16 protein-coding genes are annotated in these 21582 nt (G+C 61.1%); 11 read left to right on the top strand and 5 right to left on the bottom strand.

The window, feature by feature from the left end; all coding sequences use genetic code 11:
- Positions 1-3: 3 nt before the first annotated feature.
- From algK to QOM08_RS23070, 9 genes are all read left to right on the top strand, one after another.
- Positions 4-1515, top strand: coding sequence for an alginate biosynthesis TPR repeat lipoprotein AlgK (gene algK / locus QOM08_RS23030; RefSeq protein ID WP_139049196.1), 1512 nt, complete (start codon positions 4-6; stop codon positions 1513-1515).
- A gap of 5 nt (positions 1516-1520) precedes the next feature.
- On the top strand, positions 1521-3005 hold the full coding sequence (locus tag QOM08_RS23035) for an alginate export family protein (RefSeq protein ID WP_047228909.1): 1485 nt from the start codon (positions 1521-1523) through the stop codon (positions 3003-3005).
- Between the two features lie 26 nt (positions 3006-3031).
- Positions 3032-4624 carry a mannuronan 5-epimerase AlgG gene (algG, locus tag QOM08_RS23040; protein WP_047228842.1) on the top strand — a complete coding sequence of 531 codons (1593 nt, stop codon included), beginning with the start codon at positions 3032-3034 and terminating at the stop codon, positions 4622-4624.
- An 11-nt stretch (positions 4625-4635) separates the two neighbouring features.
- On the top strand, positions 4636-6087 hold the full coding sequence (locus tag QOM08_RS23045) for an alginate O-acetyltransferase (protein ID WP_139049195.1): 1452 nt from the start codon (positions 4636-4638) through the stop codon (positions 6085-6087).
- Between the two features lie 23 nt (positions 6088-6110).
- Positions 6111-7235 carry a mannuronate-specific alginate lyase gene (locus QOM08_RS23050; RefSeq protein ID WP_047228840.1) on the top strand — a complete coding sequence of 375 codons (1125 nt, stop codon included), beginning with the start codon at positions 6111-6113 and terminating at the stop codon, positions 7233-7235.
- A gap of 132 nt (positions 7236-7367) precedes the next feature.
- Entirely contained in the window at positions 7368-8933 is a 1566-nt protein-coding gene (locus QOM08_RS23055; protein ID WP_047228839.1) for an MBOAT family O-acyltransferase, read from the top strand.
- Positions 8934-8944: 11 nt separating this feature from the next.
- Entirely contained in the window at positions 8945-10120 is a 1176-nt protein-coding gene (locus QOM08_RS23060; protein WP_107321917.1) for an alginate O-acetyltransferase, read from the top strand.
- Between the two features lie 14 nt (positions 10121-10134).
- Positions 10135-10803, top strand: a complete 669-nt coding sequence (locus QOM08_RS23065) for an alginate O-acetyltransferase AlgF (RefSeq protein WP_047228837.1) — start codon at positions 10135-10137, stop codon at positions 10801-10803.
- Between the two features lie 151 nt (positions 10804-10954).
- Complete coding sequence (locus tag QOM08_RS23070) at positions 10955-12406, top strand: mannose-1-phosphate guanylyltransferase/mannose-6-phosphate isomerase (protein ID WP_047228836.1); 1452 nt, start codon at positions 10955-10957, stop codon at positions 12404-12406.
- A gap of 73 nt (positions 12407-12479) precedes the next feature.
- Here the strand turns inward: QOM08_RS23070 and QOM08_RS23075 are convergent, their stop codons facing one another.
- Entirely contained in the window at positions 12480-15197 is a 2718-nt protein-coding gene (locus QOM08_RS23075; RefSeq protein ID WP_316912185.1) for an RHS repeat-associated core domain-containing protein, read from the bottom strand.
- Between the two features lie 173 nt (positions 15198-15370).
- On the opposite strand from QOM08_RS23075, the gene QOM08_RS23080 reads away from it, so the two are divergent.
- Positions 15371-15835 (top strand): multidrug transporter, encoded by a 465-nt coding sequence (locus QOM08_RS23080; RefSeq protein ID WP_316912186.1) that lies wholly within the window; start codon positions 15371-15373, stop codon positions 15833-15835.
- A gap of 31 nt (positions 15836-15866) precedes the next feature.
- On the top strand, positions 15867-16691 hold the full coding sequence (locus tag QOM08_RS23085) for an SDR family oxidoreductase (protein ID WP_274089985.1): 825 nt from the start codon (positions 15867-15869) through the stop codon (positions 16689-16691).
- 56 nt (positions 16692-16747) lie between these two features.
- On the opposite strand, the gene QOM08_RS23090 is transcribed toward QOM08_RS23085, so the two are convergent.
- Genes QOM08_RS23090 through QOM08_RS23105 form a run of 4 tightly spaced genes read right to left on the bottom strand, consistent with a single transcriptional unit; the run spans position 16748 to position 21496 of the window.
- Entirely contained in the window at positions 16748-17623 is an 876-nt protein-coding gene (locus QOM08_RS23090; protein WP_316912187.1) for an HlyD family secretion protein, read from the bottom strand.
- A gap of 10 nt (positions 17624-17633) precedes the next feature.
- On the bottom strand, positions 17634-17834 hold the full coding sequence (locus QOM08_RS23095) for a DUF1656 domain-containing protein (RefSeq protein WP_024617598.1): 201 nt from the start codon (positions 17832-17834) through the stop codon (positions 17634-17636).
- The gene (locus tag QOM08_RS23100) at positions 17824-20016 is read right to left on the bottom strand and encodes an FUSC family protein (RefSeq protein WP_139049261.1); all 2193 of its coding nucleotides are present in this window, start codon (positions 20014-20016) and stop codon (positions 17824-17826) included. The genes QOM08_RS23095 and QOM08_RS23100 overlap by 11 nt, the downstream gene beginning before the upstream one ends.
- 7 nt (positions 20017-20023) lie before the next feature.
- Positions 20024-21496 carry an efflux transporter outer membrane subunit gene (locus tag QOM08_RS23105; RefSeq protein ID WP_316912188.1) on the bottom strand — a complete coding sequence of 491 codons (1473 nt, stop codon included), beginning with the start codon at positions 21494-21496 and terminating at the stop codon, positions 20024-20026.
- Positions 21497-21582 lie beyond the last annotated feature (86 nt).

Below are 21582 nucleotides of genomic sequence, written 5' to 3' on the forward strand. Positions count from 1 at the left end.
GACATGCTCGTGACGACTCCACAAGACAACAAGACGCCGCATACCCTGTGGGCGCGAGCCTGCTCGCGATGGGATCAAAGCGGTGTGCCTGGTGTATCGAGCGGCCTGCATCGCGAGCAGGCTCGCTCCCACACAGGGTATGCGTTGTGTGCGCTGGCGCTGGCAATCGGCCTCAGCGGCTGCGCCGGCCTGCCCGACCAGCGCCTGGCCAACGAAGCCCTCAAGCGCGGTGACACGACGCTGGCACAGCAGAACTATCAGCAACTGGCAGACCTGGGCTACAGCGAAGCCCAGGTCGGCCTGGCCGACATCCAGGTGGACAGCCGCGACCCCGAGCAGATGAAAAAGGCCGAGGCGACTTACCGCGCCGCGGCCGATATCTCGCCACGGGCCCAGGCTCGCCTGGGCCGCCTGCTGGTGGCCAAGCCCGGCTCCAGCGAAGCGGAAAAGCACGAAGCCGAAGGCCTGTTGAAGAAAGCCTTCGCCAACGGTCAGGGCGGCACCCTGATCCCGCTGGCGATGCTGTACCTGCAATATCCCCAAAGCTTCCCGAACGTCAACGCTCAGCAGCAGATCAGCCAATGGCGCAGCGCCGGTTACCCGGAAGCGGGCCTGGCGCAGATTCTGCTCTATCGCACCCAGGGCACCTACGACCAGCATCTGGATGAAGTGGAAAAAGTCTGCAAGGCGGCATTGGCCACCACCGACATCTGCTACGTCGAACTGGCCACGGTCTATCAGAAACGCGGCCAGCCTGAACAGCAGGCCGAGTTGCTCAAGCAAATGCAGGCCGGTCACCAGAGTGGCACCGTCTCCGCCCAGCGTGTGGACAGCGTCGCCCGCGTCCTGGCCGATACGAGCCTGGGCAAGACCGACGAAAAAACCGCACAGTCGTTGCTCGAAGGCATCGCCCCTGGCTATCCCGCTGCCTGGGTCAGCCTGGCGCAGATTCTCTACGACTTCCCCGAGTTGGGTGACGTCGACAAGATGATGCAGTACCTGGAAAACGGCCGCGCCGCCGATCAGCCACGTGCCGATCTGTTGCTGGGCAAGCTGTACTACGAAGGCAAATGGGTGCCGGCTGACGCCAAGGTCGCCGAAGCGCATTTCCAGAAAGCCGTTGGCCGCGAAGTGGCCGCCGATTACTACTTGGGCCAGATCTATCGCCGTGGTTACCTGGGCCAGGTGTATTCGCAAAAGGCTCTGGACCATCTGCTCAAGGCCGCCCGTAACGGCCAGAACAGCGCCGATTTCGCCATTGCCCAGTTGTTCTCCCAAGGCAAGGGCACCAAGCCCGACCCGGTCAATGCCTATGTGTTCAGTCAATTGGCCAAGGCCCAGAACACCCCGCAAGCCATCGAGCTTGCCCAGACCCTCGAAGCCCAATTACCGCCGAACCAGCTTGCACAAGCCCAGCGCCTGCTACAACAAGAGCAGGCCATTCGCGGCTCCATGAGCCCCGATACGCTGGAACTGCAAGCCCTAAAAGAAGATGACGGCGAGGAACCTCTATGAAGCCTTTGAAGCTCAATCCTTTTGTGCAGGCCGGTATTGGCCTGTCGTTTGCCCTGCTGTGGTCCTGTCCGACCCTGGCGGCCCTGACTGAAGACCAGAACTTCGGCCTGGACGTGAAAATCACCGCCCAGTCCGAAGACGATCGCGACCTCGGCACCCAGCGCGGCGGCGACGTCAACGGTATCGGTCTGGACCTGCGTCCCTGGATCTACGGTGAGCGCGGTGCCTGGAGCGCCTACGCCATGGCCCAGGCCGTGACGTCTACCGACACCATCGAGACCGACACCCTGCAACAGTCCGATGACGCGACCGCGCAAACCGACAGCGGTGATCGCGAAGTCAAGAAGAACTACTTGGCCATGCGCGAATTCTGGATTGGCTATCGGGGCCTGACCCCTTACCCGGGCGAACAGCTGAAATTCGGTCGCCAACGCCTACGCAACGAAGACGGCCAATGGCGCGACACCAACATCGAAGCCCTGAACTGGACCTTCGATACCACCTTGTTGCGGGCCAACCTGGGTGTCGCCGAGCGCTTCAGCGAATACCGCACCGACCTCAAGGAATTGTCGCCTGACGACAAGGACCGCCTGCACGTCTACGGTGACGTGGGCTACCAGTGGATGCCAGGCCAGTGGGCCGGAATCCGTGCCCACCATACCCACGACAATGGCAGCCTCGATTACCCGACCCCGGGCGAAGCCACCGATTCCCTGGACAAGACCCAGAACGGTGACCTGTCCTGGCTGGGCCTGGAAGCCAACAGTGACGCCTACAACTGGCGTAACACCAACACCGTCAACTACTGGGCCAGCCTGACCGGCATGACCGGCGATCGCGACACCGTCAACCCGCTCAACGCCGATGGCACGCGCCCCACGCAACTCAAGCGCAGTGACGACGTCGATGGCTGGGCCACCGACCTGGGCATCCGTCTGCGCCTGGATCCGCAGTGGCAAGTCGGTGCGGCCTATGCCCGCGCCAGCGAGGACTACGAACAGAACGGTCTGCAAAGCAACCGCTCGAACTACACCGGTACCCGCTCGCGGGTCCACCGTTTCGGTGAAGCCTTCCGTGGCGAAATGGCCAACACCCAGAGCGCCAGCCTATTCGGTTCCTGGCAGTTGCGTGACGAATACGACGCAAGCCTGGTGTACCACAAGTTCTGGCGCGTGGACGGCAACAAGCCTGTGGGCAGTAACGGCATCAACGCGGTGGAAAACAACACCGACGATGTGACCGGCGCAATCCTGTCCACCTCGTCCCTGCCACTGCGCGACGGTAACAAGGACCTGGGCCAGGAAGTCGACCTTGTGGTCACCAAGTACTTCAAGCAAGGCCTGCTGCCGGCAGCGCTGAGCCAGTCCATCGACGAGCCGTCGGCGCTGGTGCGCTTTCGCGGCGGTGTGTTCAAGCCTGGCGACGCCTACGGCAAAGAGGTCGATTCATACATGCATCGCGCCTTTGTCGACGTGATCTGGCGCTTCTGATGCGAATGACCATGGGAGTGCCCGATATGAACCGCTACCTCAGGAACAGCCAGGCGATGAAAGGTTCGATCAGCCTGTTGGCCGCAGCGATGCTGCTGGCCGGCTCGTCGGCGTTCGCCAACGTTGAACCGGTGGTCAAACCGGGCAACGTGGTCAAGGAACTGCAGCAGGCCAAGACCTACACCGTCAGCAGCGCGCCGACCGCTCCGCTGGAACTGGCTGCGCCGACCCTGCCCGACCTCACAGGCTTCACCGCCGAAGCGGCCGCGGCCAAGATCGTGCGCAGCAAGCCCGGCAAGGTCAGCGTGCGCCGGATGATGCAGGAAAACGCCTTGAAGGACTTCATCGGCGGCGACAACAAGATGGCCGAGTGGGTGGTGCGCCAGCACGGCATCCCACAGGCCATCTTCATCGACGATGGCTACATGAACCTCAAGGACCTGGCCAAGAAAGTGCCCAAGCAGTACCTCAGGGAAACCTCGCCAGGTGTCTTCCTGGCCAGGATTCCGATTGTGGTGGGTGAAAAAGGCATTCTGGAAATCGACCAACAGACCCAGGAACTGCGCCTGTCCCAAGAGGGCGGCTCCTTCCTGGTCAACGATGGAAAGATGTTCATCCGCGACACCAAGGTCACTGGCTGGCGCGAAAAGGACAATGGCCCCGCCACGTTCCGCTCGGCCAACGAATTCCGTCCGTTCCTGCTGTCCTGGGGTGGCACCGAGACTTACATCGTCAATACCAAAATGGCCAGCTTCGGCTACGCCAACAGTAAGTCGTACGGGGTCAGTATTTCCCAGTACACGCCCAACATGGCCAAGGTCCTCAAGCGGCCGGAACCGACCGGCTGGATCATCGATTCCGAGTTCTCGGACATGTGGTACGGCTTCTATTGCTACGAAACCAACGACTTTGTGGTCAAGGGCAACACCTACAAGGACAACATCGTCTACGGCATTGACCCCCACGACCGTTCCCATCGGCTGATCATCGCCGACAACACCGTCTACGGGACCAAGAAGAAGCACGGGATCATCATTTCCCGTGAGGTCAACGACAGCTTCATTTTCAACAACCGCAGCTACGACAACAAACTCTCGGGCCTGGTGATCGACCGTAACAGCGTGAACAACCTGATCGCCTACAACGAGATCTACAAGAACCACACCGACGGCATCACGCTTTACGAGAGTGGTGACAACCTGTTGTGGGGCAACAAAGTGATCAGCAACCGACGCCACGGCATCCGGATTCGTAACAGCGTGAACATCCGCCTTTACGAAAACGTGTCCATGGCCAACGGCCTGACCGGTCTTTACGGCCACATCAAGGACCTGTCCGACACCGACCGGGACATCAAGCTCGACCCGTTCGACGCCCAGGTCTCGCTGATCGTGGTCGGTGGTGAACTGGCTGCCAACGGCAGCGGCCCATTGTCCATCGACTCACCGTTGAGCGTTGAGCTCTACCGCGTGTCCATGCTCGCGCCGACCAAATCCAGCGGCATCAGCTTCTCGGGGATCCTGGGCGAGCGCCAGGATGAAATTCTCGACCTGCTGGTGCGCCAGCAGAAAGCCGTGCTGATCGACCCTGTCGAACGCCAGACTGAATTGCGGGACTGAGGATGACCTTTATGAACCCACAGATGATCAAACTTCTGGGCCTGTCCGCCCTGACTGCCGGCATTCTCGCCGCCACAAGCGGCGCGCGCGCCGCTGAAACCACAGCGCCTGTGTTCACTGCCGAACCGTGCTGCAACCTGTGCCCGGCTGCTTATGACGCGAAGAACTACACCACGCGCTATCAGCAGAACTTCACCACGCTGGTACAGGCCCAGGGCGATTGGCTGTTCCGTACCCAGGAAGACCTGCGTACCGAATTCAATACCACCCCGGCCGGCTACAAGCGCATGCAGCAGTTGCACGACGCGTTCAAGAAAAAAGGCGTTGAGCTGGTGCTTGTGTATCAACCGACCCGGGGCTTGGTGAACCGCAACAAACTCAACCCTCAGGAAAAGGCCAGTTACGACTTCGACAAGGCCCTGACCAACTACAAGAGCATGCTCGGGCGTTTCGCGCAGATGGGTTATGTGGTGCCGGACCTGTCGCCGTTGACCAACGAAAACCTGCCCGACACCCTGCCGGCCCACGATTTCTACTTCCGTGGCGACCAGCACTGGACCCCGTACGGCGCCCAGCGCACGGCGAAGATCGTGGCCGAGAAGGTCAAGCAGATCCCGGCCTTTGCCGACATTCCCAAGCGTGAGTTCGAGACCAAGAAGTCCGGCCGCATGGGCAAGACCGGCACCCTGCACAACATGGCCGGCCAGCTGTGCGGCACCAGCTACGCGGTCCAGTACATGGACCAGTTCACCACCGAGCCTAAAGGCGAGGCCGGCGACGGCGACCTGTTCGGCGACTCCAGTGATCCGCAAATCACCCTCGTGGGCACCAGTCACAGCGGCAAGAACTACAACTTCGCCGGCTTCCTTCAAGAAGCCATCGGCGCTGACATCCTCAACGTCGCCTTTCCCGGCGGCGGTCTGGAAGGCGCGATGATCCAGTACCTGGGCAGCGAAGAATTCCAGAAAAGCCCGCCGAAAATCCTCATCTGGGAATTCTCGCCGCTGTATCGCCTGGACCAGGAAACCATCTACCGCCAGATGATGGCGTTGCTGGACAACAACGGTTGCGAAGGCAAGCCCGCGCTGATGAGCAGCAAGACTGCCCTCAAGCCCGGCAAGAACGAATTGATGGTCAACAGCAAGAACATGGACCTGCGTAACGGCAGCCACCAGATCGATATCCGCTTCGCCGATACGTCGGTGAAAACCTTACAAGCCACCCTCTGGTACATGAATGGGCGCCACGAGGATATCAAGATCGAAAAACCGGACACTTCCGAAACCGACGGACGTTTCGCCTTCCAATTGCGCACCGACGAGGACTGGGCTTCCCAGAACCTGCTGGCTGTAGAAGTCCAGGGACCTGAAGCCGGTGCCGAGCCACAGCAAATCGAAGCGAAAGTCTGCAAACGCAACGCATCTCCGCAAGCCGGGCAACAAACGGCTCAAATCGGACAATGAGGTCTCGTCTCATGACTAGAACCATGCGCACCCGAACGTTGAAAACGCTGCTGGCGCCGTCCCTGCTGACCCTGGCGATATTCGCCGGCGCGACGCAGGCCGCGGCCCCGCTACGCCCGCCCCAGGGTTACTTCGCACCGATTGAAAAATTCAAGACGGGCAGCTCTGACGAGCGCTGCGAGGCAGTACCAACGCCCTACACGGGCGCCCTGCAATTTCGCAGCAAGTACGAGGGTTCCGACAAGGCCCGCGCAACGCTGAACGTGAAATCGGAAAAAGCCTTCCGTGATGCCACTTCCGACATCACCCGGATCGAACGCGGCGTCAGCAAACAAGTGATGCAATTCATGCGTGACGGCCGCCCCGAGCAGCTGGAATGCACCCTGAACTGGCTGACCGCCTGGGCCAAGGCCGATGCGCTGATGTCCAAGGACTTCAACCACACCGGCAAGTCCATGCGCAAATGGGCCCTGGGAAGCATGGCTTCGGCCTACGTACGCCTGAAGTTCTCCGAGTCTCGCCCACTGGCCAATCACCAGGAGCAGGCGCAACTGATCGAAGGCTGGTTCAGCAAGATGGCCGATCAGGTGGTGAGCGACTGGGACAACCTGCCGCTGAAAAAAATCAACAACCACTCCTACTGGGCCGCCTGGTCGGTGATGGCCACCGCCGTGGCGACCAACCGCCGCGACCTGTTCGATTGGGCCGTCAAGGAATACAAGGTCGGCGTCAACCAGGTCGACGCCGAGGGCTTCTTGCCCAACGAACTCAAGCGCAAGCAACGGGCGCTGTCCTATCACAACTATGCCCTGCCGCCCCTGGCGATGATCGCCAGTTTCGCCCAGGTCAACGGCGTGGACCTGCGCCAGGAAAACAACGGCGCCCTCAAGCGCCTGGGTGACCAGGTGCTGGCCGGGGTGAAAGACCCGGAGATATTCGAAGACAAGAACGGCGATGAGCAGGACATGAAGGATCTGAAAATCGATTCCAAGTTCGCCTGGCTGGAACCGTTCTGCAGCCTCTACACATGCCCCGAGGATGTGCTGGAACGCAAGCATGAAATGCAACCGTTCAAGACGTTCCGCCTCGGCGGGGACTTGACCAAGGTGTACGACCCGTCATGGGAAAAAGGCGAAAAAGGTAGCTGATGCCGTATCCCCTGCCTGGCAGGGGAGCTGTGGGAGCAAAGCGTCTGAAATGTAATAAAACCTCCCGGTTTTCATGGGGGGGTTTGGGGGGGCTCTGGCCCTTGACTGTTGATTCAACATGGAGAGATCGGGATGGTATTTTCATCCAATGTGTTCCTGTTCCTGTTCTTGCCGATCTTTCTCGGCTTGTACTACTTGAGCGGGCAACGCTATCGCAACCTGCTGTTATTGCTGGCCAGCTATGTGTTCTATGCCTGGTGGCGCGTGGACTTCCTTGCGCTGTTCGCCGGCGTCACCCTGTGGAACTACTGGATCGGCCTGAAAGTCGGCGCCGCCGGCGTGCGCACCAAACCGGCCCAGCGCTGGCTGTTGCTCGGCGTGGGTGTGGATCTGTGCATCCTGGGCTACTTCAAGTACGCCAACTTCGGTGTGGACAGCCTCAACGCGATCATTACCGGCTTCGGTCTCAATCCGTTCATCCTGACCCACGTGTTGTTGCCGATCGGGATCTCGTTCTACATCTTCGAGTCCATCAGCTACATCATCGACGTGTATCGCGGTGATACCCCGGCAACTCACAACCTGATCGACTTCGCAGCGTTCGTGGCGATCTTCCCGCACCTGATCGCCGGCCCCGTGTTGCGTTTCCGCGACCTGGCCGATCAGTTCAACAACCGCACCCACACCCTGGACAAGTTCTCCGAAGGCTGCACGCGCTTCATGCAGGGCTTCATCAAGAAGGTGTTCATCGCCGACACCCTGGCGGTGGTGGCCGATCATTGCTTTGCCCTGGAGAACCCGACCACGGGCGATGCCTGGCTCGGCGCCCTGGCCTACACCGCGCAACTGTACTTCGACTTCTCCGGCTACAGCGACATGGCCATCGGCCTGGGCTTGATGATGGGCTTCCGTTTCATGGAGAACTTCAAGCAGCCCTACATCAGCCAGTCGATTACCGAGTTCTGGCGGCGCTGGCACATCAGCCTGTCGACCTGGCTGCGCGATTACCTCTACATCACCCTGGGCGGCAATCGCAAAGGCACGCTGATGACCTATCGCAACCTGTTCCTGACCATGCTGCTCGGTGGTCTGTGGCACGGCGCGAACATCACCTACGTGATCTGGGGTGCCTGGCACGGTATGTGGCTGGCCATCGAAAAAGCGGTGGGTATCAACACCACGCCACGCAGCATCAACCCGATCCGTTGGGCACTGACGTTCCTGCTGGTGGTGATGGGCTGGGTGATCTTCCGTGCCGAGAACCTGCACGTGGCCGGCCGCATGTATGGCGCCATGTTCAGCTTCGGTGACTTGTCGCTGTCGGAACTGACCCGTGCCAACCTCACCGGCCTGCAAATCGCCACGCTGGCGGTGGCCTACGCCACCCTCGCCTTCTTTGGCCTGCGCGATCTCTACACCAATCGTCCACCGGTCAAGACCAAGCCTGAAGTGAACACCGAGGCCGATGGCCCGGCCACTGCACAACCGGGACTGATCAAGGCTGTACCGGGCGACAACCCGTCGAGCATTCATCAACCGGGCTACACCGTGGGCGTCGAAGCCCAGGTGCAACCGGCGTACTGGGTCGCTGACTGGCCGCGCTACGTGATGCGCACGCTGGTGCTGGTGCTGTTCATCGCCTCGATTCTCAAACTCTCGGCGCAAAGCTTCTCGCCGTTCCTTTACTTCCAGTTCTGAGGGATCTGAACATGACCCGCTCATTACGCATCTTCTACATCGCACTGTTCCTACTGACCTTGACGGTCCTGGGCCTGTGGTCGGTGCGCAGCTTCTTCGGCTTCAGCACCAACCCTGATGCGACCGTGCTCAACGGTCGTTGGAGCAAAGCCGTCGAGACGCACTACGACGACGAGTTCCCGATCAAGCGCCTGGGCACCAACATCTGGGCGGCACTGGACTACAAGCTGTTCAACGAGGGCCGCAAAGGCGTGGTCCTGGGTCGCGATCAGTGGCTGTACAGCGACGAAGAGTTCAATCCGATCGTCAACGAAGAGCAAAACCTGCAAGGCAACTACGCGCTGGTCGAAGGCGTGCGCCAGAAGCTCAAGGAACAGGGCATTACCCTGGTGATGGCGATCGTGCCAGCCAAGGCGCGCCTCTACCCGGAACACTTGGGTGAAGTGAAGCCGTCCAGCATTCACGCCAACCTCTATCAGGATTTCCATGCCCGTGTGGCGGCAGACAAGATCCTGGCCCCTGACCTGCTCGGCCCGATGCAACAGGCCAAGCAAAACGGCCAACAAGTGTTCCTGCGCACCGACACCCACTGGACTCCCGAAGGCGCGCAGGTCGCCGCCGAGATGCTGGCGAAGACGATTGCCGAGCGCACCCCACTCAACGGCGAGCCACAACGTTTCGTGACAACGCCAGCGGAAAAAATCATCCACAAGGGCGACCTGCGTCAGTTCCTGCCTCTGGATCCGCTGTTCGAAAACCTGATGCCAGCCCAGGAGCCGCTGGTCAAGCGCACCACCCGTGAAGCCGACGATCAGCCGGCCGAAGGCGACGCGCTGTTTGCCGATGCCCAAGTGCCGGTGGCGCTGATCGGCACCAGCTACAGCGCCAACCCCACCTGGAACTTCGTCGGCGCCCTCAAGCAGGCCCTGAACAGCGACGTCGTGAACTACGCCGAAGACGGCCATGGCCCGATTCTGCCGATGCTCAGCTACCTCAAGAGCGACGCCTTCAAGAACAGCCCGCCCCAGGTACTGATCTGGGAGTTTCCTGAACGTTATCTGCCTGTGAACAACGAAATCGGTGACGCCGACCCGCAGTGGGTCGCAGAACTCAAGCAAGCCGGCGCACGCCAACAGAACGTAGCCGCCAACACCCCATCCGAGACGCCCGACCGGGCGCAAAACTGAAAGAGAGGTCCACCATGACTTTCACTACAACTCCTCGCCGTCTCGCCGCTCGCTCCCTCAAGGCCGTTGCCCTGGTTGCCAGCATGAGCGCCCTTTCACTGTCTGCCTTTGCCGGAGGTGACTCGGCCCTGTATGGCCCGGTTGCGCCAAAAGGGTCGAGCTTCGTGCGGATCTACAACGCCAGCAACGCCGAAGTCAGCGCCACCGTCGGCAGCACCAACCTGAGCGACGTAGCACCACTGGCCAGCACCGACTTCAGCTTCATGCCTGGCGGCGACTACAGTGCCAAGGTCGGCAGCCAGACCGTCCCGGTAAAACTGGCTCCCGATCACTATTACACCCTGGTCAACAACGCCAGCGGCCAGCCTCAGTTGATCGAAGAACCGCCATTCAAGAACAAGCAGAAATCCCTGGTTCGCGTGCAGAACCTTAGCGACAAGCCGCTGACCCTCAAGACCGCCGACGGCAAGACCGAAGTGGTCAAGACCGTAGCGGCCAAGAGCCGTGGCGAGCGTGAAATCAACCCGGTGAAAGTGAGCCTGGCGCTGTTCGACGGCGACAAGAAAGTCGGCGACCTCAAGCCCGTGGCCCTGGAACGCGGCGAAGCGGCCGTGCTGTACGTCACCGGCTCCGGCAGCAGCCTGTCGCCAGTGTGGGTAAAACGCCCGGTGTCGACCCGATAAGAGCAGCGGCAAGTTTCCAGCTTCAAGCGGCAAGCTTTTGCTTGCAGCTTGAAGCTCAAGGCTTGCCACTGCCGCAGGAACAACAACAAGAGAGTGAAACGACAGAACGCAGTAGCTCTAAAAACCATTTCGATTTGTAGGAGTAACAAACATGATTCCGGTGATCTTGTCAGGTGGTAGCGGCTCACGTCTTTGGCCGCTTTCGCGCAAGCAATTCCCTAAACAGTTCCTGGCCCTGACCGGCGAACACACCCTGTTCCAGCAGACCCTCGAGCGCCTGGTGTTCGAAGGCATGGACACCCCGATCGTGGTCTGCAACAAAGACCACCGGTTTATCGTCAACGAGCAGTTGACCAACCGCAAGCTGGAAGCCCAGCGCATCCTGATGGAACCGTTCGGGCGCAACACCGCGCCGGCCGTGGCCCTGACGGCGATGATGCTGGTCAATGAAGGCCGCGACGAGCTGATGCTGGTCCTGCCGGCCGACCACGTGCTGGAAGACCAGAAAGCCCTGCAACGTGCGTTGGCCCTGGCCACCGTGGCCGCCGAGCGTGGCGAAATGGTGCTGTTCGGCGTACCGGCCACCAAACCGGAAACCGGTTATGGCTACATCAAGTCGACCAACGACGCCCTGCTGCCTGAAGGGGTGAGCCGCGTTTCGCACTTCGTCGAAAAACCCGACGTCAAGCGCGCCACCGAGTTCGTCGAAGCCGGTGGTTACTTCTGGAACAGCGGCATGTTCCTGTTCCGCGCCAGCCGTTTCCTCGAAGAGCTGAAAAAACACGATCCGGACATCTACGACACCTGCCTGCTGACCCTGGAGCGCAGCGAACAGACGGCCGATACCATCACCTTTGACGAAGCCACTTTCGCCTGCTGCCCGGACAACTCCATCGACTACGCGGTGATGGAAAAGACCCAGCGCGCCTGCGTGGTGCCACTGTCGGCCGGCTGGAGCGATGTCGGCTGCTGGTCGTCGCTGTGGGAAGTCAACGCCAAGGATGCCAACGGCAACGTCACCAAGGGCGACGTCGTCGTCCAGGACAGCCGCAACTGCATGATCCACGGCAATGGCAAGCTGGTGTCGGTGATCGGCCTGGACAACATCGTGGTGGTCGAAACCAAGGACGCCATGATGATCGCCCACAAGGACAAGGTCCAAGGCGTCAAGCAAATGGTCAACACCCTCAACGCCCAGGGCCGCACCGAAACCCAGAACCACTGCGAGGTCTATCGTCCATGGGGTTCCTATGACTCGGTGGACATGGGCGGTCGTTTCCAGGTCAAGCACATCTCGGTCAAGCCGGGCGCATGCCTGTCGCTGCAGATGCACCACCACCGCGCCGAACACTGGATCGTGGTCAGCGGCACCGCTGAAGTGACCTGCGACGAGAACGTGTTCCTGCTCTGCGAAAACCAGTCGACCTACATCCCGATCGCCTCGGTTCATCGCCTGCGCAACCCGGGCAAGATCCCGCTGGAAATCATCGAAGTGCAGTCCGGCAGCTACCTGGGCGAAGACGATATCGAACGCTTCGAAGACATCTACGGTCGCTCCACCCCGGTCGAACGCGGCGTGTCGGTGAAAACCATCGCCCAATAACGATCAGCAGAACAAGAAGCCCCCGTCCAGCCCACTGCGTCCCCTATCCGCAGTGGGTTGGGTGGGGGCTTTTTTATTGATTGACCACTCGCTTGGCATCAAACTTTTCGGCAATCCTGGCCGAGCGCGGATTGACCGCGTCCGTTCTGATTTTTCTGATGTCCGCGCCCTTCGAAATGGCCTTGATTGCATGCACCGTCAAGAATGTACCCACCCCCTTCAGGATCGGCAGTCGCGCCACTGAGGTGGCCTGCGCCAACGCCTCTTTCTTCAAGGTCCCGCCATCCTGGGTTTCAGGGTGGACGACCACTTGCACAACATCCACTTCGGTTTTTCCCTTCGTTGTAAACGCGTTCAATTCGGCCAGACCATAAATCTGTCGCTCTTCAGGTGGTTTCAACTTGTCGGATTTTTTCATGACCGCGAAAAAGCGCCGCTCAACGACGAAATCAGGGTGCCTGTTCAACGCGTCCGGATCGATCGGCTCGTCCACGAATACATCATTGGCACTGCGCAACATGTAACTGGAAATGCTTGCCCCCAGACCGAAGTTTGAAGGTTGCCCAACGACCTTCGAACTCGATGTTTCGCTGGAGAGGGCTTTATAGCGTTGCTTGTAGCGTTGTAGATTCTGTTTGACCTCATCCCCTCCCACCAGATAGTCATTGAATGCACCGACCTCCACCACTTTGAAGTCATTCACATCGCTGAACTTTCCTGTGGCTTCCTTGAACACGCCAACCCTGCTCGTAAGCGCTGCCGCTGTGAGCTTCAGTCGGTTTTTTACGCCCACTTCTATTTCGTACTTGCCAGTCTTGTTGAGCCCGTCGGCGTCCCGAAAAGTCAGCGGGTTATTGCTCACCATCGCGTACAGATTCAGCCCATCGATATCTCCCGCAGGGTCTGGATTCAGCCAGCGCTGCAGACCGGGCATGTAGTACCGATAGCCGTAGTAATAGAACCCTGTTGCATCCCGCTCCTTGCCCGAGTAACGAACCGTCTTGTAACTGACCTCGATCACATCTTCCCCGGCCAGGTACGCGGTCTCGCCGAAAGGATAGAAGTGCTCGCGGCTGATGATTCTCCCGTCCTGGGCAAGCTCCAGACTGGTCGAACCCAATTGGTCGGTAAAACTGTATCGATAGAAGTCATTGGCCCCCGCAGGTGATGGGCTTTCCCAATGCAATACCCGCACACTGTTGAGCCCACCCTGGACGATGATGACCTGGAGAGACTCCCCAGTGCCGCTGTCGGCACGCAGATCCAGCCCAGGCAAATAACGCACCTCGGCGGTCAGCGTCCGGGCACCGGCTTGCAGAGTGCGCAATTTGCGAACGCGCAGACCGCTGCCGTCGTAAACATAAATCTCACCGTCGTTAAGCCTTGAGGCGCGTTCGATGGGGGTGACCGAACTCAACTGGTTGCGCAGATCCCAAGCCAGGAAACGCCCCTCGTCCTGTTCCAGACAATTGCCCCGCGCATCGAACGCGGCGCAGATTTCATCTTCCGTTGGCGGCACGCCGTTGCGGTACGGCAAACAACGATTGCTGTAGCGGGCCGCTTGCAACTGGCGGCCATGATTCTGAGCGCCGACATGGGTCAGCTCCAGCAGGTTGCCGCTTTCGTCGTAGCGATAGGTCTGCCGGTAGTTGCTCACCGCCGCCGGGTCGACGCGACCAACGGACTGCGGTCCCTGATTGGCAGCGCCCGCCTCCCAGCCGCTGGCTTCAAGCAATTGGTAGAGACTGTCGTAGATAAAACGACTGATCGGGTTGATACGCTGATTGGCGAAGTAGCGCACCGGCAGGGCCTTGTCCTCGATACTCAGCACGTTACCCATGGGGTCATAGGTGTAGAACAGGTCTTGCAGCACCTGTTCCGCGCACCTGGCGTGGCGTTCCATCAACCGGCCATCATCGGGACTGTATCGAAGTGTGGTCTGCACGCCGTTACCGGCCGTTTCTTGCTCTATTTGCCCCTCGGCGCTGTAACGGATATCCCTGACCAGCGGCTGCCATGTGTCCTGCCCGTTTAATAACAAGTGATTTTCATGCAACCGGCCATCACGGGTCAGTCTCTTGCGTTGTCGATGGCCCAGGGCATCCATTTGCTCCAGCACGTCACCCTGGGGGCCAAGGCACCAGGTTGACCGGGCGCCCTCGCCGGGCTCGAGCAGTGTTTCGCGCTCGGCTTCCGGCTCCGGCCAGTCGGGAGTGACGGCATCAAGGATGAAGCGACGGTTCTGGACAAGGTTTTGCGCGGTGAGGGAAAACGACTCCAGCAGCACGCTACCCGCCGGGTCATCGTGGCGGATCAACTGCCCGTACTGGTTATGGTCGCGATCGCCCCGGCCCGGGGAACCGTACTTCAACCGCTCCATGCACCGACGCAGTTGCCCGGCGCCTTGTTCGAGCACCACCACGGGACGGAGCAGGTCGTCGTAGCCCACCTCGCGATGCGTGCCCCGACCGTCCCACGCCCGCAAACCCTCGCCGGCGAGCCCAGGCAGATCGATCTGCCTGCCCGCATCGACGCTATCGGTACGCAGCGCGGCAGCGGACAGCGAATAAACCGTCGTAAGGTTGGCCGGCGCCGACTGATCGTCTTGTTGCAAGCGCCACAATCGAGGATCCCACTGTTTTGCCAAACGACCGGCGGCATCGAAAAGGCTGCGAGTGACGCGCTCTTGCGTGGGCCCGTTCTCGATGTTGCGCCAATAGTCGACCGAACGAACCGGTAAATTCCTTGGGTCAAAGGCCATCAGCCTCGGGGTTCTCTGATCCATGCCCATCTAATCAGACCTCTTGGTCGTAGCACCGCAGCGTCGTAAACGGCATCTAACAAGGGCAGACAACCCTTGCCTACTGTCAGATATGACAGCGGCGACCGACGGCCCGAGACGGATGAATACCCACGGCCCGCCCCCTCCGGTAGGATGGTGTGACGGTAACGGAGGCTTCAACCATGCTTATCGGCGTCTTGCTGGTCATCACCTGGCTCATCCTGCTGCTGCGCTATCCGGCCAAGGCGTTGCCGGTGTCCCTGGCGGCGTTCGTCGGGTTGGGACTGGTGGCCGCGTGGGTACTCTGGGAGGACAACCGCGAAACCCGGCAACTGGCGCGCCTGGATCTGCGCGTCACTTACGCCCCCGAACGCTGCCCGGCCGACCGTCCGCTGTTGCTGAACATGACCAATGGCAACGATGTACCGCTGATCGAACTGCGCTGGCGAATCGCGGCGTATGCACCCGGCGACACCATCAACCTGGCCGACAATCAGTACACCGCACCTCGTTACAGAGGCCCAGGCGAGTTGCAGCCCTGCGCGGACTGGCAGGATTGCCTGCCCCTGCCGCCACTGCGTCCCGGCTACCGCCCACAAACCCTGGAGTTTCGCGCCGAACGATTGCAAGGCAGCTTCTCCAACTGATCCCCTCTCACTGTTTGCATAAGGAATGGCTATGCCCGTTGCGTTGATTACCGGATGTTCCAGCGGCATCGGCCGCGCCCTCGCCGATGCCTTCAAGGCCGCCGGCTATCAAGTATGGGCCAGTGCACGCAAGGATGAGGACGTGGCGCTGCTCAGTGCTGCCGGGTTTACCGCCGTACAACTGGACGTCAATGATGGCCAGGCCTTGGAACAGTTGAGCGAACGCATCAACCAACAACACGGCGGTCTCGATGTGCTGATCAACAATGCCGGCTACGGCGCCATGGGTCCCTTGTTGGACGGTGGTGTGCCGGCCATGCAGCGCCAGTTCGAAACCAACGTGTTCGCGGTCGTCGGAGTGACCCGCGCACTGTTCCCGGTGCTGCGCCGGGCCAAGGGATTGGTGGTGAACATCGGCAGCGTTTCCGGCGTGCTGGTGACGCCATTTGCCGGCGCCTATTGCGCCTCGAAGGCGGCGGTGCATGCCTTGAGCGATGCGCTGCGCATGGAACTGGCACCGTTCGGCATCCGCGTGATGGAAGTCCAGCCCGGCGCCATTGCCTCCAGCTTCGCCAAAAATGCCGGCCATGAAGCCGAGCAACTGATCAGCGAACAGTCACCCTGGTGGCCTCTGCGCGACGGCATCCGCAGCCGCGCCAAGGCGTCCCAGGACAACCCGACCCCGGCCAGCGATTTTGCCGCAGGACTGCTCAAGGCCGTGCAGCAACCCAGGCCCCCGCGCCTGCTGCGCTTGGGCAATGGCAGCCGGGCGTTGCCGTTGATGGCCGGTTTGCTGCCCAAGGGGTTGCTGGAAAAAGGCTTGATGAAGCGGTTCGGGTTGGGTGGGTCGCTGTAAAACACAGGGTAAACACGCATGAAACCCTGTGGGAGCGAGCAGGCTCGCGCCCACAATTATCCGTGGGCGTCAGCGCTCGGCTTGGGATCAACCACCACCGTACAGGTCATCCCCGCCGCCAGCAGCACGCCGTCCGGCACTTCGTCGATATGGATCCGCACCGGCACCCGCTGCGCCAGGCGAACCCAGTTGAAGGTCGGGTTCACATCGGCGATCAACTCGCGGCTTGCGGGGTTGTCACGGTCGTAGATGCCCCGCGAGATGCTTTCCACATGCCCCTTGAGCACCTCGCCGCTCATCAACTGCAACTGCGCCGAATCACCGACCCGCACCTTGGGCAGCTTGGTTTCTTCGAAGAAGCCGTAGACCCAGAACGAATTCATGTCCACCACGGCCATTTTCGCCTCGCCGATGCGCGCATAGTCGCCCCGATGCACGTTGAGGTTGGTGACATAACCGTCCACCGCCGCGCGGACCTGGGTACGGGCGAGATTCAGTTCGGCGGCCTCCAGTTGCGCCTGTGCGTGCTGGTAATCGGCCAGGGCCGAGTCGGCAATGTTACTGGCGTCGTCACGGTTTTCCCGGGAGATCACCAGGCTGTCCAGGTCGGCACGCCGATGCGCGTTGACCTTGCGCATTTCCCAGGTCGCCTTGCGCGAGGCCACCAAAGAGCGAGCCTGTTTCACCGCAATGCGGTAATGCTCGGGGTCGATGCGCATCAGCAGGTCGCCCTTTTTTACCAACTGGTTATCACGTACCGGCACCTCGACCACCTCGCCACTGACGTCGGCGGCGACGTTGATGATGTCGGCGCGTACCCGACCATCACGGGTCCACGGAGTGTTCATGTAGTGCACCCACAACATCCGGCCGATCCACAAGGCAAGGGCCAGCACCAACAGCGTCGCAAGCAGGCTGAAAAACTTTTTCATCGCATTGATCTCAACGGTAGACCGTCAGCGCCAGCGCGCCAAACAGGCAGGTAAACAGACTCAGGCGCAGCAGCGCCGGGTGCCAGAAGAAGCGGTACAGGTCCAACCCCGACAGAAAACGATCCAGGGCCCAGGCCAGGGCGGCGGCGATGAAAAACATCAGGGTCATGGTGGGCATGTACACGCCATGGAAGGCGATTTCACGAGGCATGTTCGGGTTCCTGGGGCAGCGGCCTGGCGTAGGCCGCCAATGGCGATTGCGGGTCCAACAGCGAGGTGCGGATGAAATGCAGGTAGCTTTTCACCCGGCGCAGGGCTGAGGTGTCGAAATGCGGGGCGAAGGGTTCGTCACTGGCCTGTACGCGGCTGATGGCATGGTCGACCGCCAGCAGGGCGCGCTCCAGATTGCTCTGGCCGGGCTGACGAAACAGCCGCACCAACGCCCGCCCCATCACGCGGATCGCCTGGCGCCAGGGCTGGCTTGGGGCATAGGCCGGATGCACGGGCAAGATCGCCTGTTCCTTGCGCAATTCGATAATCGCGTGGCCGACTTCCAGGACCACAAACATCCAGCGCAACAGATCCCGCTGCACCCCAGGTTGCCCCGCCGCCAGTCCATAAGCCTGATGCAGCAAGTCCCGGGTGCGACTTTCAAAGCCCGAGGCCAGGCCCTTGAGCCGGCCGCTGATGGCAAACACCACCTGCTCGCGCAGGTCTTGTTCGAGCCGGCGCCACAACCAGCGACTGTTGGGCGGCAGAATGATTGCCCCGGCAGCGGCACATACCAGCATGCCAAGGATCATCGCGAGGTAATCGTTGATGAAGGTGTAGGGGTTGTAGACCGTCAGGTTGTCGGGCACCGAGCCTGTGCAGAAGAAGATCAACAACCCCAACCCGACCCCGGCATATTGCGGTCGCGAGCTGAGGAATGAGCCCAACATGATCACCGGCGCCAACATCACGCAGAGCAAGGGGAAGCCATCGATCAGCGGGAAGATGAAAAACATCTCGACGAAACCGATCAAGGCCCCGAGCAGCGTGCCACACGCCATCTGGAACGCCATGCGTTTGGGGTTGGGCGTGGCGGCCGACAAGCCCACCGTGGCGGCGGCAATCATCGTCATGGTCGCACCGCTCGGCCAGGCCGTGGCGACCCAATAGCTGCCCAGCACCAGCAGGATGAACGCTGCCCGAAACCCCGACGCCGCAGCCGCCAGACCGTTGGTCTGCGGCATGAAAGGTTGGTCCCATTGCTCGCGTTCGTGGCGATGATCAGCCAGCGACGCATGGGTCTGGGCGTAGCCGTGCAAGTCATCGACGAAGCGATACAGCAGCTCGTAAGCGGTGTGAAAGTCCAGCCGTTCTGCCTCGCTCGGATCTGTTTCTTCGAACACCCCACGCAGCCTGCGGACCTGTGCCGGCAAATCGGCTTTATAGGTTGCCAACTCCGCCGCCAGGCGCGCGGCATCTTTATCGGTCAGGGCGCGGGCGCTAAAACCGTCCAGCAACTCGGCCAACGTTTGCAAACCCGGTTTAATGGCATTCACCACATGATCCACCCCGCGGCTGCGTAGACGTTCGAGCAACTGGTGCAAGGCGTTGAATCGGGTGGTGATGCCCATGAACTCGCTGTTCAAGCGGCTGAGCCGACCGTTGCGCCGACGCATGTGCGGGTCTTCGAACACCGTCACGCTGCGCAGGCTTTCCAGGCCCACGGCTTCGGCAATGAAGCCGACGTTACGCGCCTCGAATGCCTCGCGTTTGCTGCGTCCACGCAAGCCATCCGTGACAAACAGGGCGAACACTCCAAAGCGTTGGTACAAGGCGTTGCGCATGGCGGCGCTGGCGGTTTGCGGCAAGATCGCGGCGCTGATCAGGGTTGCGCAGAGAATCCCCAGGGAAATTTCCAGCACACGCCAGACCGCCGCCATGAACGCGCCTTCCGGATGAGCCAGGGCCGGCAGACCGATCATGGCCGCGGTGTAGCCGGCCAGCACAAAACCATAGGCCCTGAAGTTGCGATAACGCGCCGCGCCCGCTGAACAGACGCCGACCCAGATCGCCAGACTGCCTAGAAACAGTTCGGTGTTCTGGGCGAACAAGGCAATCAGCGCCACCATCACCGCCGAGCCGGCCAGCGTGCCGAGCAAGCGATAGAAACTCTTGGCGAACACCTGCCCGCTCTGGGGCTGCATGACGATAAACACCGTGATCATGGCGGTGCGCGGTTGCGGCAGCTCCAGACGCATCGCCAGCCACAATGTCAGGAAGGCGGCGAGCAGCACTTTGAAAATGTAGACCCACGTCACACCGTCGCTGCGAGCCCAGTCGAAGAAACCACGGCGCCATTCGAGGCGGTACAGCCAGCGGGCAGGAGCGAATAAAGACATCACAATAGAACTACTCAACATGGCTCAAGTCAGGGATGTCCTTGCCGGCGTCCAGGCCACCGCCCAACGCCGTCACCAGGTCGGCGTGGGTCGTCAGGCGCGCCGCCTCCACTTGCTGCTGCACCTGTTGCTGCTTGAACAACAGGCTTTGGGCGTTGAGCACGTTGAGGTAGTCAGTGAGCCCGCGCTGGAACGCAACCATCGCGATGTCGTAGGTGCGTTGCGCGGCGGCCACCGACTCAGCAGCGAAGACGTGTTGCTTGTCCATGGACTCACGGCGGATCAACTGATCGGAAATGCTCTTGAGCGCATCGACCAGCGTCTGGTTGTAGTGGGCCACGGCGATGTCATAACCGGCCGCCGCCTCCCCCAACTGTGAGCGCAGGCGCCCACCGTCGAAAATCGGCAGTGTGATGGCCGGTCCGACGCTGTAGTTGAGCTTCTTGCCGGTCAAGAACTCCAGCGCCCCGCCACCGGTCGCCATGTAGCCGATACTGCCCACCAGGTCGACATTGGGATAAAACCCGGCACGCGCGACATCGATACCCCGCGCCTGAGCGGCCACTTGCCAACGCCCGGCCACCACGTCCGGACGCTGGCCGAGCAATTCGGCGGGCAAGGCCGACGGCAACTTCAAGGGCGCACCGAGGGCCAGGGTCGGGCGCTGCAGCCGCGCCCCGTCTCCTGGCCCTTTGCCCGCCAGCGCCGCCAGTTGATTGCGGCTCAAGGCAATGGCTTCGTCGAGGGCGTCGAGTTGCCGATGGGTCTCAGGCAATGGCGCCTGGGCCTGGCTGACTTCGAAATGGGTGCCGATGCCGCCGTCCAGACGCTTTTGCGCCAGTTCGAGAATCTGCTCCTGCTGATGGAGGGTCGCCACGACGATATCGCGCTGGGCATAGTGCAACGCGAACTGGATATAGGTGCGCACGATGTTGTTCTGCAACTCCAACTGCGCCTGCCGCGCCTCGGCCACGCTGACATGAGCCAGGTCGACGGCCCGCTCACTGGCGTTGCGCTCGCGGCCCCACAGGTCCAGCGCATAGCTCAAGCCCAGGCCCGCGTTATTGTCCCAAGTGGTGGTGTCGGCCAACTCGCCAGGGCCATAGAACTGATCGGTGGGCCAGTTGTGGCGCTTGAGGGTCGCTTGACCATTGATCTGTAGCGACTCGGCAGCCTCGACGACACCGGCCATGGCCTTGGCCTGCCGCACGCGGGCAGCGGCCAGGGCCAGGCTCGGGCTGTCATGCACGGCCAGGTCGATCCAGCGATCCAGTTGCCGGTCGCCATAGGCATTCCACCACTGGCCGGTGGGCCAGTGAGCATCACGGGCAGCCTCGCGGATCGCTTCATCGGTGGCCAGTTGATTGGCCGACAATGCCTGGCCTTGCGGCGCAATCCCTCCCGTGCCGATGCAACCGCTGATGGTGAACGTTAAAAGCCAAACACTGAGAGTCTTCAGCTCTCTGCTGATGCAACGCGGCACTTGCGCAAAATTCCTGAGATGGGGAGGCGTGAAGAGGCTGAATGCCCGGTGACGCAACTGTGGGAGCGAGCCTGCTCGCGATAGCG

It is taken from the genome of Pseudomonas sp. P105, assembly GCF_032614175.1.
GTDB classification, from domain to species: domain Bacteria; phylum Pseudomonadota; class Gammaproteobacteria; order Pseudomonadales; family Pseudomonadaceae; genus Aquipseudomonas; species Aquipseudomonas rhizophila.